This is a genomic window from Pseudomonas sp. 1152_12, from assembly GCF_052850675.1.
Map to the genome: position 1 here is coordinate 209,071 of NZ_VXCW01000010.1, position 16,552 is coordinate 225,622.

Consider the following 16,552-nt stretch of genomic DNA (forward strand, 5'->3'; position numbering starts at 1 on the left):
GCCCCGCGATAAGGCAGGGCTTTTTCAGTACCGCTGGTTATTAATCGTGCAGGGTTTCTGCGGCGTACAGCGTGTTCTCCAGCAGGCAGGCGCGAGTCATCGGGCCGACACCGCCTGGCACTGGAGTGATCCAGCCGGCACGGGGCAGGGCAGTGTCGTACACGACGTCGCCCACCAGCTTGCCGTCTTCCTGGCGGTTGATGCCCACGTCGATGACGATAGCGCCTTCTTTAATCCACTCACCTTTGACCAGGCCTGGTTTGCCAGCGGCAACCACTACCAGGTCGGCACTGCCAACGTGGCCGGCCAGGTCCTTGGTGAAACGATGCGTGACGGTCACGGTGCAGCCGGCCAGCAGCAGTTCCATGGCCATGGGGCGACCGACGATGTTCGATGCGCCGACGACTACGGCATCTAGGCCATACAGATCGACGCCAGTGCTTTCCAGCAGGGTCATGATGCCCTTCGGGGTGCAAGGGCGCAGCAGCGGAATACGCTGGGCCAGGCGGCCGACGTTATAAGGGTGGAAGCCGTCGACGTCTTTGTCCGGGCGGATGCGTTCGAGCAATTTCGACGCGTCCAGGTGTTCAGGCAGCGGCAGTTGGAGCAGGATGCCGTCGATGGCCGGATCGTCGTTGAGGCTATCGATCAGTTCGGTCAGGGCCTGCTGGGTGGTGCCTTCAGCCAAGTCGTAGGCTTTGGAAATAAAGCCGACCTCTTCACAGTCTTTACGCTTGTGCGAGACATAAACCTGAGAGGCAGGATCGCTGCCGACCAGGATCACCGCGAGGCCAGGCGTGCGCAAGCCTTGCTGGCGACGCTCGGTGACGCGTTTGGCGATCTGCTGGCGCAGGCTGGCGGCGATTGATTTGCCGTCGATAAGTTGTGCAGTCATTACGCGTGATTAACCATCGAGAGGGGGAAGAAAAGTGCGCGCATTCTCGCACGCCATGACGTGAGGGCAAAGGCGCTTGGTCTGCAAATTGCCCTAACCCCTTAAATAAAATCAGTTTTTTTCAAAAAAGATTTGACGAGTATCAAGGCCCTCTATACTATTCGTCGCACTTGTCGGGCACAGCCTAGCACTGGTTAAGAAGGCAGAGCAGAATTGTTGTACTGCAACGCTGAAAGCATTTAGTTTGTAATCGTCAAAGAGTACAGATTAATAAGGCGCCCGTAGCTCAGCTGGATAGAGCATCCGCCTTCTAAGCGGATGGTCGCAGGTTCGAGTCCTGCCGGGTGCGCCATTAGGCAGCTTTGGCACAAGTAGCGCTATATGGTGGGCGTAGCTCAGTTGGTAGAGCACGGGATTGTGACTCCCGTTGTCGAGGGTTCGATCCCCTTCGTCCACCCCATATTTTAAAGGCGCCAGGCTAATCGTCTGGCGCCTTTGCTTTAAGAGCTTCAAGCGCGGATGTGGTGGAATTGGTAGACACACTGGATTTAGGTTCCAGCGCCGCGAGGCGTAAGAGTTCGAGTCTCTTCATCCGCACCAATTAAAATGTTGTACTGCCATGAGGTGGTGCAAGGTTCAGCAAAGAGGCTGTTTTAGTTCTTTGTTAATGCAATATGGTGGGCGTAGCTCAGTTGGTAGAGCACGGGATTGTGACTCCCGTTGTCGAGGGTTCGATCCCCTTCGTCCACCCCATATTCAGAAAAGCGCCAGATCAATGATCTGGCGCTTTTTTTTGTCAGAAACTTCTGGTCCTCTATAGGGGGCTTATCTTGACGCCAAGAAAAAACAAGCATTCTCAATGCCTTGGCGTTAGAATCGTTGCCGGTTTTGAGCGTGTAGAACTGATCCGAAGCTATAACGGGGTCAGTACAGCTATTTAATAGCGAATAACGGCGCAGTACCTGAAAAAGGACTGTGCCGTTTTTGTTTAAGTGTTTTGAGTTTCCAGGGTGGGGCGTTTCGTCGTATTTGTGTTTCTCGATGCTGCCGCCGCGCCCTCCGGTCTTGCCTGCAAGGCCGGTCGCCAAGGATGTGCGTCCTGCCCTTCTATATATAGAAGGGTTGATGCAGAGCCCTGGCGTGATGAGCTGTATTTGCTAACGGGATGAGGTGCATGTGCGCACTTGAACCTATAAATGGCCTGCTGTTTTTCCACCCGTTTTCAGTAGGGTGACTTCTTGAGTTTGACCCACTAGAATGCATGCCCTTGATTCTGGGGTCGGAAACGGCCGGCTAACGTCTGTGCAACGAGGAATATCCATGCAAGTTTCTGTTGAAAATACTACTGCTATCGAGCGCCGCCTGAGCATCACCGTGCCGGCAGAGCGTATTGAGACTGCGGTCAACAAGCGTCTGCAGCAGACTGCCCAAAAGGCCAAGATCGCTGGTTTCCGTCCAGGCAAAGTGCCGATGAGTGAAATCAAGCGTCGTTTTGGTGCCGATGCGCGTCAGGAGGCTGTAGGCGATGTGATCCAGGCTTCGTTCTACGAAGCGGTTGTCGAGCACAAGCTGAACCCGGCTGGCTCGCCTTCGATCGAGCCTAAGTCTCTGGAAGCTGGCAAAGACCTGGAATACGTCGCTACTTTCGAAGTGTTCCCTGAATTCACCGTTGCCGGTTTCGAAGATATCGCGGTAGAGCGCCTGAGCGCTGACGTGGCTGATGCCGACCTGGACAACATGCTGGAAGTCCTGCGCAAGCAGAACACTCGTTTCGAAGTGGCCGATCGTGCTGCCCAGACCGAAGACCAACTGAACATCGATTTCGTTGGCAAGGTTGACGGCGAAGTATTCGCTGGCGGCTCCGCTAAGGGCACTCAGCTGGTGCTGGGTTCCAACCGCATGATCCCAGGCTTCGAAGACGGCCTGGTTGGCGCCAAAGCCGGCGATGAGCGCGTTCTGAACCTGACGTTCCCAGCGGACTACCAGAACCTGGACCTGGCCGGCAAGGCCGCCGAGTTCACCGTGACGGTCAACAGTGTCTCCGAGCCTAAGCTGCCAGAACTGAACGAAGAATTCTTTGCTCAATTCGGTATCAAGGAAACCGGTATCGAAGGCTTCCGCACCGAAGTTCGCAAGAACATGGAGCGTGAGCTGCGTCAGGCCATCAAGTCCAAAGTAAAGAATCAGGTTATGGACGGTCTGCTGGCTGCCAACCCGATCGAAGTGCCTAAGGCTCTGCTGTCCAACGAAGTGGATCGCCTGCGCGTTCAAGCGGTTCAACAGTTTGGTGGCAACATCAAGCCTGACCAGCTGCCGGCCGAGCTGTTCGAAGAGCAAGCCAAGCGTCGCGTTGTGCTGGGTTTGGTCGTGGCTGAAGTGGTCAAGCAGTTCGACCTCAAGCCTGACGAAGATCGCGTTCGCGAAATGATCCAGGAAATGGCTTCGGCCTACCAGGAACCTGAGCAGGTTGTGGCTTGGTACTACAAGAACGACCAGCAGCTGAACGAAGTACGTTCGGTTGTGCTGGAAGAACAAGTTGTGGATACTGTTCTGCAGAAGGCTAAGGTGACCGACAAAGCGGTCTCTTACGAAGAAGCAGTCAAACCGGCGGAAGCAGCACAAGCCGACTGATTGTCCAACTCGTTCGAAATACAACCATAAGCCAGCCTCGCGCTGGCTTATGCGTTTTCAAGACATGACTATTTGGGAGTAACTGCAGAGCATGTTCCGTAATTCCTATATTCAGCAGAACTCTGATATCCAGGCCGCTGGCGGCCTGGTCCCGATGGTTGTCGAGCAATCTGCTCGTGGCGAACGCGCCTATGACATCTACTCGCGCCTGCTCAAGGAACGAGTGATCTTTCTGGTCGGCCCTGTAGAGGACTACATGGCCAACCTGATCTGCGCGCAACTGCTGTTCCTTGAAGCGGAAAACCCGGACAAGGACATCCATCTTTACATTAACTCCCCGGGCGGTTCGGTAACCGCTGGTATGTCGATCTACGACACCATGCAGTTTATCAAGCCAAACGTGTCGACCACCTGTATTGGTCAGGCCTGCAGCATGGGTGCGTTCCTGCTCACCGCGGGTGCTGAGGGCAAGCGTTACTGCCTGCCTAACTCACGTGTGATGATTCACCAGCCGCTGGGCGGCTTCCAGGGGCAGGCGTCGGATATTGAAATTCACGCCAAGGAAATCCTGTTCATTCGTGAGCGCCTCAACACGTTGATGGCCAAGCACAGCGGGCACACCCTGGAAGAAATCGAGCGCGATACCAATCGTGACAACTTCATGAGTGCAGAAGCAGCGCGCGCCTATGGGTTGATCGATGCAGTGATCGAAAAGCGCCCCGCTTAATATAAGCACCTCAAAATAGGGCTGGTCGGCATGTCCGACCACCGGCGGGCTTGAAAAAGCCCGCGTAAGCCTTCATCTTGTGTTGCAAGCCTATCGGATTTGGATCGAACGAATGACTGACACCCGCAACGGCGAGGACAACGGCAAGCTGCTCTATTGCTCCTTCTGCGGCAAAAGCCAGCATGAAGTACGCAAATTGATTGCCGGCCCCTCGGTGTTTATTTGTGACGAGTGCGTCGACCTGTGCAATGACATCATCCGCGAGGAGGTGCAGGAAGCCCAGGCCGAGAGCAGCGCGCATAAATTGCCTTCGCCTAAAGAAATCAGCGGCATCCTTGATCAGTATGTGATTGGTCAAGAGCGTGCAAAGAAGGTTCTGGCCGTAGCGGTGTACAACCACTACAAGCGCTTGAACCAGCGTGACAAAAAAGGCGACGAAGTAGAGCTCGGCAAGAGCAACATCTTGCTGATTGGTCCTACAGGCTCGGGTAAAACCTTGCTTGCAGAAACCCTCGCTCGCCTGCTGAACGTTCCGTTCACTATCGCTGACGCCACCACCCTCACCGAGGCTGGTTATGTTGGTGAAGACGTCGAGAACATCATTCAGAAACTGCTGCAGAAGTGCGATTACGACGTAGAGAAGGCCCAGATGGGTATTGTCTACATCGACGAAATCGACAAGATTTCGCGCAAGTCCGACAACCCGTCGATCACCCGGGACGTTTCTGGTGAAGGCGTGCAGCAGGCTCTGTTGAAGCTGATCGAAGGCACGGTTGCTTCTGTACCGCCACAAGGCGGCCGCAAGCACCCGCAGCAGGAATTCCTTCAGGTTGATACGCGCAACATCCTGTTCATCTGTGGCGGTGCATTCTCCGGTCTGGAGAAGGTTATTCAGCAGCGTTCCACGCGTGGCGGCATCGGTTTCGGTGCGGAAGTGCGCAGTAAGGAAGAAGGCAAGAAGGTGGGCGAGTCCCTGCGTGAAGTCGAGCCTGACGATCTGGTCAAGTTCGGTCTGATCCCTGAATTCGTTGGCCGTCTGCCGGTCCTGGCCACGTTGGACGAGCTGGATGAGGCTGCTTTGATTCAGATCCTCACCGAGCCGAAAAACGCCCTGACCAAGCAATACGCCAAGTTGTTCGAGATGGAAGGTGTAGACCTCGAATTCCGTACCGACGCACTCAAGTCAGTGGCCAAGCGGGCACTGGAGCGCAAGACGGGTGCGCGTGGTTTGCGCTCGATCCTCGAAGGCGTGTTGCTCGACACCATGTACGAAATCCCCTCGCAGTCTGAGGTGAGTAAAGTGGTGATCGACGAAAGTGTTATCGAGGGCAAGTCCAAGCCACTGTATATCTACGAAAACAGCGAGCCGACTGCCAAGGCTGCTCCAGACGCGTAAGCGTTTAGCTGTCGCACTACAAGCAAGGGGCCTTTCGGGGCCCCTTCTTATTTAGCGTTTTTTTTTCAAACAGCTTTTTATTTCGCGTTTATTCATGCGTTTAAGTGCTGGCATTGAGCTTGTTTTTTTTGCATGTAGCCCCCATCTTGTTTTCAAGCTTACTTTTTAACTGTCATAGAGGCGAAATCATGAAGACAACCATCGAATTGCCTCTCCTGCCGTTGCGTGATGTCGTCGTCTATCCGCACATGGTTATCCCGCTGTTCGTGGGGCGCGAGAAGTCTATCGAAGCCCTCGAGGCCGCGATGACGGGCGACAAGCAGATCCTGCTGTTGGCCCAGAAGAATCCAGCTGATGATGATCCAGGCGAAGAAGCCCTGTATCGGGTCGGTACCATTGCCACTGTCCTGCAATTGCTCAAGCTGCCCGACGGCACCGTCAAGGTGTTGGTGGAGGGCGAGCAGCGTGGCGCAGTGGAACGTTTCATGGAGGTGGATGGCCACCTGCGCGCTGAAGTGGCGCTGATCGACGAAGTCGAAGCCCCTGAGCGCGAATCCGAAGTATTTGTGCGCAGCCTGCTCTCGCAATTCGAGCAGTATGTGCAGTTGGGCAAGAAAGTCCCGGCTGAAGTCCTGTCTTCTCTCAATAGTATTGATGAGCCGAGTCGCCTGGTCGATACCATGGCTGCGCACATGGCGCTGAAAATCGAGCAGAAGCAAGACATCCTTGAAATCATCGACCTGTCGGCCCGTGTCGAACACGTGCTGGCACTGCTGGATGGCGAAATCGACCTGCTACAGGTTGAGAAGCGTATCCGTGGTCGAGTGAAGAAACAGATGGAGCGCAGTCAGCGCGAGTACTACCTGAATGAGCAGATGAAGGCCATTCAGAAAGAACTCGGCGACAGCGAGGAAGGCCACAACGAAATCGAAGAGCTGAAGAAGCGCATCGATGCCGCTGGCCTGCCGAAAGACGCCCTGACCAAGGCTACCGCGGAGCTGAACAAGCTCAAGCAAATGTCGCCGATGTCGGCCGAAGCCACTGTGGTTCGCTCCTACATCGATTGGTTGGTGCAGGTGCCGTGGAAGGCCCAGACCAAAGTGCGCCTGGACCTGGCCCGTGCTGAAGATATCCTTGATGCCGACCACTACGGCCTCGAGGAAGTCAAAGAACGCATCCTCGAATACCTCGCCGTGCAGAAGCGTGTGAAGAAAATCCGTGGCCCAGTGCTGTGCCTGGTCGGTCCTCCAGGTGTCGGTAAAACGTCCCTGGCGGAGTCCATCGCCAGCGCCACTAACCGTAAATTCGTGCGCATGGCCCTCGGTGGTGTGCGTGATGAAGCGGAAATTCGTGGTCATCGCCGGACTTACATCGGTTCGATGCCAGGAAGATTGATTCAAAAGATGACAAAAGTGGGGGTACGCAACCCACTGTTCCTGCTCGATGAAATCGACAAGATGGGCAGCGACATGCGTGGCGATCCAGCCTCGGCGTTGCTTGAAGTGCTCGATCCTGAGCAGAACCATAATTTCAACGACCATTACTTGGAGGTCGACTACGACTTGTCCGACGTAATGTTCCTGTGCACCTCCAACTCCATGAACATTCCACCCGCCTTGCTGGATCGGATGGAGGTGATTCGTCTGCCCGGTTACACCGAAGACGAGAAGATCAATATCGCCGTCAAATACCTCGCGCCCAAGCAGATTTCGGCCAATGGCCTGAAAAAAAGCGAGATCGAATTTGAGGTCGAAGCGATCCGTGACATCGTGCGCTACTACACCCGCGAGGCCGGTGTACGGGGCCTCGAGCGGCAAATCGCGAAGATTTGCCGCAAGGCCGTCAAAGAGCACGCACTGGAAAAACGCTTCTCGGTGAAAGTGGGTGCTGACGCCCTGGAACACTTTTTGGGTGTGAAAAAATTCCGTTATGGCTTGGCTGAACAACAGGATCAAGTAGGGCAGGTGACTGGCCTGGCATGGACCCAGGTGGGCGGCGAATTGCTGACCATCGAGGCCGCGGTAATTCCGGGCAAAGGCCAACTGATCAAGACCGGTTCTTTGGGCGATGTGATGGTCGAATCGATCACCGCCGCACAGACCGTGGTGCGTAGCCGCGCCAGGAGCTTGGGGATCCCCCTGGACTTCCACGAGAAGCATGACACGCACATCCATATGCCGGAAGGGGCTACTCCGAAAGACGGCCCTAGCGCTGGCGTAGGCATGTGTACGGCCCTGGTGTCGGCATTGACTGGCATTCCTGTGCGAGCCGATGTAGCAATGACCGGTGAAATTACCCTGCGTGGTCAGGTATTGGCCATCGGTGGTCTGAAAGAGAAATTGCTCGCAGCACACCGAGGCGGAATCAAGACGGTGATCATTCCAGAAGAGAATGTTCGCGACTTGAAGGAGATTCCTGACAACATCAAGCAGGATCTTCAGATTAAACCGGTTAAATGGATTGACGAGGTCCTGCAAATTGCGCTGCAATACGCGCCGGAGCCCTTGCCGGATGTGGCTCCGGAGATTGTCGCGAAGGATGAAAAACGCGAGTCTGATTCCAAGGAAAGAATTAGCACGCATTAATGCGATTAAGCCGGATGGCTTCCTTGACAGCTTTTTAGAGCCCTTGTTATAAAGCGGCTCTTAAGTGTCTGTAGGCTATCCAGCACTGGTTTTTGCTTTCACCAAAAAACTTAGAATCATACTCAATAGATATATAAGGGGACTTAGAGTGAACAAGTCGGAACTGATTGATGCTATCGCCGCATCCGCTGATATCCCGAAAGCTGCTGCTGGCCGTGCGCTGGACGCAGTAATCGAATCCGTCACTGGCGCTCTGAAGGCCGGCGACTCAGTAGTGCTGGTAGGCTTCGGTACTTTCTCTGTGACTGACCGCCCAGCTCGCACTGGCCGTAACCCACAGACTGGCAAAGCACTGCAAATCGCTGCTGCCAAAAAACCAGGTTTCAAAGCTGGTAAGGCCCTGAAAGAAGCCGTTAACTAAGCTTCGCTCAAGCCTTGCCTACCCGGGTCAGACGAAGGTCTGGCCTGGCAGCGGAGCGGCAGCTGACCCAAGTATCCATCGGGTCGCCACGCCGGGGGTGTGGGTTCAAACCCCCGTCCGCTCCGCCAGTTACGAGAAGGCGCATCCTCGGATGCGCCTTTCTTCTATCCGGACTCTACCCACGCTCCACGGTTGCCTAATTCTTGAAGATCAACCGTTTCTGGGGGACGCATGCTGCAGAATATCAGGGACAATTCACAAGGCTGGATTGCCAAAACTATTATCGGGATCATCGTCGCATTGATGGCGTTCACCGGTATCGAGGCTATTTTTCAGGCTTCGACCAACAACAAGCAGGACGTGGCCAAGGTTAACGGTGAAGAGATCACCCAAACCGAATTGAGCCAGGCCGTCGACATGCAACGTCGCCAGCTGATGCAACAGCTGGGCAAGGATTTCGATGCTTCTTTGCTGGACGAAAAACTGCTGCGCGATGCGGCCCTTAAAGGGCTGATTGATCGCAAACTGTTGCTGCAAGGTGCTGCTGATTCCAAGTTCGGCTTCTCGGAAGCGGCGCTCGACCAGGTGATCCTGCAGACGCCGGAATTCCAGGTGGACGGCAAGTTCAGCGCCGAACGCTTTGACCAGGTGATCCGTCAGCTGGGCTATAGCCGTATGCAGTTCCGTCAGATGCTGACCCAGGAAATGCTGATCGGCCAGGTTCGCGCAGGTCTCGCCGGCAGCGGTTTCGTCACCGACGCCGAGGTATTGGCATTCGCGCGTCTGGAGAAACAGACCCGCGATTTCGCCACCGTCAACATCAAGGCCAACCCTGCGGCGGTGAAGCTCACCGACGACGACGTCAAGGCTTACTACGAGCAGCACGCCAAAGAGTTCATGACCCCGGACCAGGTGGTTATCGACTATCTGGAACTGAAGAAGTCGTCCTTCTTCGACCAGGTTACCGTTAAGGACGATGAACTGCAGGCTGCCTATCAGAAAGAAACCGCCAACCTCGCTGAACAGCGTCGTGCTGCGCACATTCTGATTGAAGTCAACGACAAGACTACCGACGCGCAAGCCAAGGCCAAGATCGAAGAAATCCAGGCGCGCCTGGCCAAGGGTGAAAAGTTTGAAGCCCTGGCCAAGGAGTTCTCCCAGGATCCAGGCTCGGCCAATAATGGCGGCGACCTCGGTTTTGCCGGTCCTGGCGTCTACGATCCAGACTTCGAAACTGCTCTGTACGCGTTGAACAAAGACCAGGTTTCGGCTCCGGTACGCACCACCTTCGGTTGGCACTTGATCAAGCTTTTGGGCGTTGAGGCACCTCAAGTGCCATCGTTTGCCAGCTTGAAAGACAAACTGACCCGCGAGCTGAAGACCCAGCAGGTTGAGCAGCGCTTCGTCGACGCCTCCAAGCAATTGGAAGATGCCGCCTTCGAAGCTTCCGATCTGGCCCAGCCAGCCTCTGACCTGAAGCTGACCGTGCACACCTCGGCGCCGTTCGGCCGTGAGGGTGGCGAAGGCGTAACTGCAAATCGCGCCGTAGTCACTGCAGCGTTCAGCCCGGAAGTACTCGATGAGGGTGCCAACAGCACCGCCATTGAGCTGGACCCTGAAACCATCATCGTGCTGCGTGCCAAAGAGCATCTGAAGCCGACGCAACTGCCACTGGAAAGCGTCTCTGCCGCGATCCGTGCGCAGATGACCAAGGAGCGCGCCAGCGCGGCAGCCAAGGCTCACGCTGACGAGTTGATCGCCAGCCTGCGCGACGGCAAGACCCCGTTGAGCCAGCCGATCGATGGCCAGGCCTGGAAAGTCACTGAGGCGGCTACCCGTAGCCAGGAAACGATTGACCCGGCCGTGCTGCAAGCCCTGTTCCGCATGCCTAAGCCGGCGGCCAAGGACAAGCCGACCTTCACCACGGTGACCCTGGCTGACGGTAGCCTGGTAATTGTGCGCTTGAATGGTGTCAACGAAGCGGCTGCGCCAACGGACGAAGAAAAGGCGCAATACCGCCGCTTCCTCGCTTCGCGTATTGGCCAGCAAGACTTTGCTGCGTACCGCAAGCAATTGGAAACCAAGGCTGACATCAAGAAGTTCTGATGGTGCTTTGACTAAAAAGCCCTCGGTCTGAAAGGACCGGGGGCTTTTTTATGGACAGCAGGCCCCGTCCTGTAAGGCTGTGACGTTTTACCGACAGGAATGCGCGCGCCAGGACCCCGTTCTGTTGCACAATACCGCCCTGACCGTTTTCCTCAGGATTTTCGATGTCGACATCATTTCACTTGCGTAGCCTAGGGCTGGCGCTGGTGCTGGCGGGCGCCGCGGGCTGCTCGTCACCCAAGACCGCCATTTACGAACATGAGAATTTCGACGACTCCGGCACGTTCTCCCGTGATTACCCGGTCAGCGACGCGGCTGCCTGCGAGGCTGCGCGGCGCGCGCTGTTGAGCCAGGGCTACATCATCACCAGCAGTGATCCAAAGCTGGTCGTGGGTAACAAGAGTTTCCAGCAGACCGGCGAAACCCACCTGCAGATCAGTTTCAACGTCGTGTGCGCCGATGATGGCAAAGGCAATAACCACTCGACGATGTTTGCCAACGCCTTGCAGGATCGCTACGCGTTGAAAAAGGTCAACAACTCCGCAAGCCTCGGTGTGGGTGTGTTGGGCTCGGTGTCGATGCCGATTGGCTCCACCGATGACTCGATGGTGAAAGTGGCGAGCGAGACGGTTTCGGCGCCAAAGTTTTATGAGCGTTACTTCTCGCTCGTGGATGTATTCCTGCCGCAAGAAGTGAAGAAGGCAGCGCATATTCCAGAGACGCCAAAGGCGGAGCTGGGCGTGCCGGAACCGAAAGCGGCGCCGGTTGCCGAAAAGGTTGAGGCGCCAACGGAAACACCGGCAACGCCTGCCGCTTCGGAGCCGGTTGCCCCGTCCCCGGAGGCGGCACCGATTGCGCCGAAAGCAGAGCCTGCAGCTGATCCTGCCCCTGCGCCGACCAATCCAAACCTGCCGGCGCCCACAGAGGCGATTCCGCCCCTGCCAACCCCTTCGCAGTAACGTTGACCGCTACGGGGTTGGTTTTTTCGACCTTCATCCCGTAGCGGCTCAAGCCGCCACGGGCGCCTTCGCGACCGATTGCCCACACGCCAGCGGTTCAACACCGCCAGTGCGCTGAGGTGCGGGCGCCCCCCTCAAAGCTCTTGGTGCTAAATCCGTTCAGCGCTGCTACGTTTTATCTTGAAGTGCAGGAACGTCACGGCGTCGACATTTTTTCGTCATCACGGCACTTTAGGCTGGCTGTGCAGGTCATTTATTGGCAGCTGCTATAAACCAACAAGGAGTCCACCATGGACGAATACCAAGAAGAACTGCTTGAGTACCACGCGTTTGAATTGGATCCGCTGGATCCGGTCGATGATGCCACCGAGCTGTAAGACCGACTTCAGGCGGAATGCCGCTGACTGCGGCGAAATTCCCCTGGGGTCTGGTTGTTCCACCGCCTGAACGCCCGTTGAAAGGCCTGGGCTGAGGCAAAACCTAGCAAGTAGGCGATCTCGCCGAACGCCAGTTCCGTGTCGCGAATGTAGGTCATGGCCAGATCGCGACGGGTATCGTTGAGAATCGCGCGAAACTGAGTACCTTCCTCGGCCAGTTTGCGGCGCAGCGTCCAGGTAGGCAGCTTCAAGCGTGCCGCCACTTCTTCCAGGTCGGGTTCCCGACCACCATTGAGCATCGGCCCGAGCAAACGGGTAATGCGCTCGCGCAGGCTGCGGGTGCGGGTCAATTGTTCCAACTCCGCTTCACACAACTTTAGCAACAGCTGCCAGGTGCTCGGGCAATGCTGCGGGTTACGCATCGCCAGGGTTTGCTGGCTCAGGCGCAGTTGATTGGCCTCGGCGCCGAAGTTCACCGGGCTGTCGCCCAACACGCTGTACTGTTCGCTGTACTGCGGCGCTTCGAATTCGATGTCGATGCGCTGCGCCTGCAGCGGTTGTTGGGCCAGGCTGGACAATTGCTGCAACCAGCCGGCGATAATCGAATCCACCACGAAGCGGTTATAAGCGTTGTACGGGCTGATGGAGTAGAACCGCAGCCACGCACCGTCGGCGTCCTCGTGAAAGCTCGACTGCCCGCGATAGTTGGCGCCGTACAGCGCTTCAAAACGTGTCAGCGTACGCGCGGCTTCACGCACGTTGGGTGCTTGTGCGGCGGTAACACCCGCAAGACCGGCCTGGCTTAAACGGCTGAGCTGGCCCATGCGCAGCCCCAGGCTCGGGTCGCCGGTCAGTTGGATGGCGGCGTGGCCCAGGCGCATATAGCGCGGGATCGACAGGCGTGCGCCGGCTTCAGCCAGGCGCGCCGCGTCCAGGCCGTATTGCAACAGCAACGGTTGCGGGTCCAGGCCGTGGCTTTGAATAGCGTCCGCCAGGGTGTGCACGAAGCCCACCGATAGATCGCCAAGGCGCACCGGCTTCAAGGTGCTACAGCCAGATATTCAGCAGCCGCGCGCCACGGGCGCCGCTGTCTGCATTGACTTGCCCGTTGCTGCTGAGAAAGCTGTGCCCAGCCGTGCCTAAATCCCAGAATTGCCCGCGCAGGAATACGCTCATGCCCGCCGTTGCCTTACTAATCGGCTGTTGGCTGATCAGGGTGAGACGGTGCCAGGCTTCGCCTTCGCTGAGTTCTTCGGGTTTGAGGCTGATTTCGGGCGGGGTTGAAACGCTTTTGAAACCGCGCCATGGGCGGTCCCACGTCTCGCGGCCGGTCACAAACGCCGGCACGGCGACCAATTGTGCGCCTTGCTCGTTGAGTTTGCGGTAGTTGTCCGGGTACCAACTGTCGCTGCCGATCAGAATGCCCAGGCGCCCGGCCGGGGTGTCGACCACGCTGACAATGTTTTCGTCGCCCGGCTGGATAAAGCCCCGCTCATCGTAGATCGGATAGAACTGGCGTTGTGGCTGGCCCACCGGCAAGCCGTCAGCACCAAACACCAGGCTGGCGTTGTACAGCGCGCCATGGCCAATATGCAGTTGCCCCTGTTCGACACTCGGGTTGGGCAGGGCAATAGAGCCGGCCACCAGCGTCACGCCAAATTCTTTGGCCAGACCGCCGAACAGTACCTGATAGTCTCGGGCCATGTCGGGGGCTTTCATACGCAGGTATGCGTCGTCCATACGGTCATCGCCCGTGGCGCTGATCCACGCCCGGGCGAATTGCAACGGGTTGCTGGCCGACAGCCAATTCATCGCATCTTTCAGATGGACCGCCTGGTACAGCTCGTTCTTCTCGCCGCTGAGCATCAGCCACGTGCCGATGTGTTCCGGCAGCACCACGATAGTTTTTTCATTGATCAGCCCCTGATCCCTAGCCTTTTGCAGGTAGGCCGCAAGCTTCAGGTGCAGGCGTTCCAGGCTCTGGTAATCAGCGGGAAACAGCTCCGGCTGGATACCCAGCAAGTTGCCGCGATCGGCAGGTTGGCCTTCGTTGACGGCCAAGGTGATGCGCAGGTCCGACAGGTAATGCGCCACGGGGCGCTCCTGGGTCCAGACCAGATAGGCAGAAACGGCGGCAACCAGGGCCATGACGAGGGTGAAGGCTAGAAGTTTACGCATGGGGCAACAGACAACAGACCGTGTGCTGGGTTCGCCGACTAGGGTAGGGCTCATGCACCGGCTTGCCAAGGGGTGCTGTGCATTTGGATCAATAACTTGTCAGTTTCAGTCATTGAGCGGTCGTCCATCGCCTCTTAGTCTGTGGGACATAAACCGATGGCAGGCCATTCGAGCCTTCCACGTCCCGTGATGATCCGTTGTGGAGCTGTACCATGACCGCTGCTGCCTACCCGCACCTGCTGGCCCCGTTGGACCTGGGTTTTACCACTTTGCGCAACCGCACCCTGATGGGCTCGATGCATACGGGCCTGGAAGAAAAACCCGGCGGCTTCGAACGCATGGCCGCGTATTTTGCCGAACGCGCCCGTGGCGGTGTCGGCCTGATGGTCACCGGCGGCATTGGCCCGAATGACGAAGGCGGCGTATACGCCGGTGCAGCCAAGCTGACCACCGACGAAGAGGCGCAGAAACACAAGATCGTCACCCAGGCCGTACACGAAGCTGGCGGCAAGATCTGCATGCAGATCCTTCATGCCGGTCGGTATGCCTACAGCCCGAAGCAAGTCGCACCGAGCGCGATCCAGGCGCCGATCAACCCGTTCAAGCCCAAGGCGCTGGATGAGGAAGGCATCGAGAAGCAGATCCAGGATTTTGTCACGTGCTCGCTGCTGGCCCAGGTCGCCGAGTACGATGGCGTGGAAATAATGGGCTCCGAAGGCTATTTCATTAACCAGTTCCTCGCCGCCCACACCAACCACCGCACTGACCGGTGGGGTGGCAGCTATGAAAACCGTATGCGCCTGGCGGTAGAAATCGTGCGTCGCGTACGCGAAGCCGTAGGCCCGAACTTCATCATTATCTTCCGCCTGTCGATGCTCGACCTGGTCGAAGGTGGCAGCACCTGGGAAGAGATTGTGCAATTGGCCAAGGCGATTGAACAGGCTGGTGCGACGATCATCAACACCGGTATCGGCTGGCACGAAGCGCGCATCCCGACCATCGCCACCAAAGTGCCGCGTGGCGCTTTCAGCAAAGTCACCGCCAAGCTGCGTGGTGCGGTGCAGATTCCGCTGATCACCACCAACCGCATCAACACCCCGGAAATTGCCGAGCAGATTCTCGCCGAAGGCGATGCCGACATGGTCTCGATGGCACGGCCGTTTCTCGCCGACCCGGAGTTCGTCAATAAGGCCGCTGCGGGCCGCGCGGATGAAATCAACACCTGTATCGGCTGCAACCAGGCCTGCCTGGACCATACGTTTGGCGGCAAGCTGACCACCTGCCTGGTCAACCCGCGGGCTTGCTACGAAACCGAACTGAATTACCTGCCAGTTAAGCAGATCAAGAAAATCGCTGTGGTCGGCGCCGGCCCCGCCGGCCTGGCGGCGGCTACTGTGGCGGCAGAGCGGGGCCACCAAGTGACCTTGTTCGACTCCGCCAGCGAGATCGGCGGTCAGTTCAACATCGCCAAGCGCATACCGGGCAAAGAAGAGTTCTTCGAAACCCTGCGCTACTTCAAGCGAAAATTGCAGACCACCCACGTCGAGCTGTGCCTCAACACCCGCGTAGATGTCGCGCAACTGGCGGCGGGCGGTTACGACGAAATCATTCTGGCCACCGGCATTGCGCCGCGTACCCCGGCCATTGCGGGTATCGACAACGCCAAGGTGCTGAGCTACCTGGACGTGATTCTTGAGCGCAAGCCGGTGGGCAAACGCGTGGCCGTGATTGGCGCTGGCGGCATCGGTTTCGATGTGTCCGAGTTCCTCGTGCACGAAGGTGTTTCCACCAGCCTGGACCGCGATGCGTTCTGGAAAGAGTGGGGCATCGACACGCAACTGCAAGCCCGTGGTGGCGTGGCCGGCATCAAGCCTGCACCCCATACGCCGGCGCGTGAAGTGTTCCTGCTGCAACGCAAGACCTCCAAGGTCGGCGATGGCCTGGGCAAGACTACCGGTTGGATTCACCGCACGGGCCTGAAGAACAAGCGGGTACAGATGCTCAACAGCGTCGAATACCTGAAGATCGATGATCAAGGCCTGCATATTCGCATCGGCGCCGAGGGTGAGCCGCAACTGTTGGCGGTGGACAACATCGTCATCTGCGCGGGGCAAGACCCGTTGCGCGAACTGCAGGACGGTCTGGTTGCCGCGGGCCAGAACGTGCACCTGATCGGCGGCGCCGATGTGGCGGCCGAGCTGGATGCCAAGCGTGCCATCAACCAGGGCTCGCGTCTGGCTGCTGAGCTGTAAGGCGACGAAGGGGGCGGTGGTAGAC

General features: G+C 57.4%; 11 protein-coding genes and 4 tRNA genes. 12 read left to right on the plus strand and 3 right to left on the minus strand.

Features of this window, described 5'->3' with window-relative positions:
* Window positions 1-40 precede the first annotated feature (40 nt).
* The gene (gene folD / locus FW764_RS20055; RefSeq protein ID WP_446435356.1) at window positions 41-895 is read right to left on the minus strand and encodes a bifunctional methylenetetrahydrofolate dehydrogenase/methenyltetrahydrofolate cyclohydrolase FolD; all 855 of its coding nucleotides are present in this window, start codon (window positions 893-895) and stop codon (window positions 41-43) included.
* A gap of 275 nt (window positions 896-1,170) precedes the next feature.
* Between folD and FW764_RS20060 the strand changes: the two genes are divergently transcribed.
* The 11 genes from FW764_RS20060 to FW764_RS20110 all read left to right on the plus strand — a co-directional run bounded on the left by FW764_RS20060 (window position 1,171) and on the right by FW764_RS20110 (window position 11,720).
* Window positions 1,171-1,247, plus strand: a tRNA-Arg gene (locus tag FW764_RS20060).
* 32 nt (window positions 1,248-1,279) lie between these two features.
* Window positions 1,280-1,355 (plus strand) — tRNA-His (locus FW764_RS20065).
* 55 nt (window positions 1,356-1,410) lie between these two features.
* Window positions 1,411-1,495: transfer RNA gene (locus FW764_RS20070), tRNA-Leu, on the plus strand.
* Window positions 1,496-1,572: 77 nt separating this feature from the next.
* Window positions 1,573-1,648: transfer RNA gene (locus tag FW764_RS20075), tRNA-His, on the plus strand.
* 567 nt (window positions 1,649-2,215) lie between these two features.
* On the plus strand, window positions 2,216-3,526 hold the full coding sequence (tig, locus tag FW764_RS20080) for a trigger factor (protein ID WP_446435357.1): 1,311 nt from the start codon (window positions 2,216-2,218) through the stop codon (window positions 3,524-3,526).
* A 91-nt stretch (window positions 3,527-3,617) separates the two neighbouring features.
* Window positions 3,618-4,253 (plus strand): ATP-dependent Clp endopeptidase proteolytic subunit ClpP, encoded by a 636-nt coding sequence (clpP, locus tag FW764_RS20085; protein WP_083357884.1) that lies wholly within the window; start codon window positions 3,618-3,620, stop codon window positions 4,251-4,253.
* 112 nt (window positions 4,254-4,365) lie between these two features.
* Window positions 4,366-5,649 carry an ATP-dependent Clp protease ATP-binding subunit ClpX gene (gene clpX, locus FW764_RS20090; protein ID WP_083357885.1) on the plus strand — a complete coding sequence of 428 codons (1,284 nt, stop codon included), beginning with the start codon at window positions 4,366-4,368 and terminating at the stop codon, window positions 5,647-5,649.
* A 188-nt stretch (window positions 5,650-5,837) separates the two neighbouring features.
* Window positions 5,838-8,234 carry an endopeptidase La gene (gene lon / locus FW764_RS20095; RefSeq protein ID WP_446435358.1) on the plus strand — a complete coding sequence of 799 codons (2,397 nt, stop codon included), beginning with the start codon at window positions 5,838-5,840 and terminating at the stop codon, window positions 8,232-8,234.
* 148 nt (window positions 8,235-8,382) lie between these two features.
* The gene (locus FW764_RS20100; RefSeq protein WP_003174819.1) at window positions 8,383-8,655 is read left to right on the plus strand and encodes an HU family DNA-binding protein; all 273 of its coding nucleotides are present in this window, start codon (window positions 8,383-8,385) and stop codon (window positions 8,653-8,655) included.
* Between the two features lie 231 nt (window positions 8,656-8,886).
* Entirely contained in the window at window positions 8,887-10,761 is a 1,875-nt protein-coding gene (locus tag FW764_RS20105; protein WP_446435359.1) for a SurA N-terminal domain-containing protein, read from the plus strand.
* A gap of 164 nt (window positions 10,762-10,925) precedes the next feature.
* Window positions 10,926-11,720, plus strand: a complete 795-nt coding sequence (locus FW764_RS20110; RefSeq protein ID WP_446435360.1) for a DUF2242 domain-containing protein — start codon at window positions 10,926-10,928, stop codon at window positions 11,718-11,720.
* A gap of 385 nt (window positions 11,721-12,105) precedes the next feature.
* Here FW764_RS20110 and FW764_RS20115 read toward each other — a convergent pair whose 3' ends face one another.
* The gene (locus FW764_RS20115; RefSeq protein ID WP_446435361.1) at window positions 12,106-13,140 is read right to left on the minus strand and encodes an AraC family transcriptional regulator; all 1,035 of its coding nucleotides are present in this window, start codon (window positions 13,138-13,140) and stop codon (window positions 12,106-12,108) included.
* 4 nt (window positions 13,141-13,144) lie between these two features.
* Window positions 13,145-14,275 carry a carbon-nitrogen hydrolase family protein gene (locus FW764_RS20120; RefSeq protein ID WP_446435362.1) on the minus strand — a complete coding sequence of 377 codons (1,131 nt, stop codon included), beginning with the start codon at window positions 14,273-14,275 and terminating at the stop codon, window positions 13,145-13,147.
* 212 nt (window positions 14,276-14,487) lie between these two features.
* Between FW764_RS20120 and FW764_RS20125 the strand changes: the two genes are divergently transcribed.
* The gene (locus FW764_RS20125; RefSeq protein WP_446435363.1) at window positions 14,488-16,527 is read left to right on the plus strand and encodes an oxidoreductase; all 2,040 of its coding nucleotides are present in this window, start codon (window positions 14,488-14,490) and stop codon (window positions 16,525-16,527) included.
* Window positions 16,528-16,552: the final 25 nt, after the last annotated feature.

Bases quoted from the DNA above. Each gene is read 5' to 3' on its own strand.
- FW764_RS20125 (WP_446435363.1), top strand. From the start codon at position 14,488: ATGACCGCTGCTGCCTACCCGCACCTGCTGGCCCCGTTGGACCTGGGT.
- folD (WP_446435356.1), bottom strand. From the start codon at position 895: ATGACTGCACAACTTATCGACGGCAAATCAATCGCCGCCAGCCTGCGC.
- FW764_RS20110 (WP_446435360.1), top strand. From the start codon at position 10,926: ATGTCGACATCATTTCACTTGCGTAGCCTAGGGCTGGCGCTGGTGCTG.
- clpP (WP_083357884.1), top strand. From the start codon at position 3,618: ATGTTCCGTAATTCCTATATTCAGCAGAACTCTGATATCCAGGCCGCT.
- clpX (WP_083357885.1), top strand. From the start codon at position 4,366: ATGACTGACACCCGCAACGGCGAGGACAACGGCAAGCTGCTCTATTGC.
- FW764_RS20120 (WP_446435362.1), bottom strand. From the start codon at position 14,275: ATGCGTAAACTTCTAGCCTTCACCCTCGTCATGGCCCTGGTTGCCGCC.
- FW764_RS20105 (WP_446435359.1), top strand. From the start codon at position 8,887: ATGCTGCAGAATATCAGGGACAATTCACAAGGCTGGATTGCCAAAACT.
- tig (WP_446435357.1), top strand. From the start codon at position 2,216: ATGCAAGTTTCTGTTGAAAATACTACTGCTATCGAGCGCCGCCTGAGC.
- lon (WP_446435358.1), top strand. From the start codon at position 5,838: ATGAAGACAACCATCGAATTGCCTCTCCTGCCGTTGCGTGATGTCGTC.